The sequence below is a fragment of the Bacillus sp. SIMBA_026 genome (genome assembly GCF_046535335.1).
GTDB lineage: Bacteria > Bacillota > Bacilli > Bacillales > Bacillaceae > Bacillus > Bacillus velezensis.
Map to the genome: position 1 here is coordinate 1 of NZ_JAWRWX010000322.1, position 254 is coordinate 254.

At 62.6% G+C, this 254-nt stretch carries 1 protein-coding gene; it reads left to right on the plus strand.

Annotated features, from left to right (window positions below; genetic code table 11):
- Positions 1-103: GntT/GntP/DsdX family permease (locus SB847_RS21640; protein WP_410578749.1), on the plus strand; the 103-nt coding region annotated here is incomplete at its 5' end.
- Positions 104-254 lie beyond the last annotated feature (151 nt).

A 254-nucleotide genomic window follows, 5' to 3' on the forward strand; every position in this document is an offset into this window, starting at 1 on the left:
CGGGCTCACCGTTGGGCAGACGTTCAAGACCTGGTCCGTGATGGAAACCTTGATTTCCCTGGTGGGCTTCGGGTTCGTGATGCTTCTGTCGCTCATCTTGTAGCTACTCAAACACCGCAAATGCACGACGGCGGCCGTCCCTTTGGTGGGACGGCCGCCGTCGTGTTGTGGTGCCAAAATGTAGCGCCGAAAGCGTCAGGCGCTCAGCGTGACCACCAGGACCGGCGCTGTGGTGGGGGCGGTGGATCCGCCCG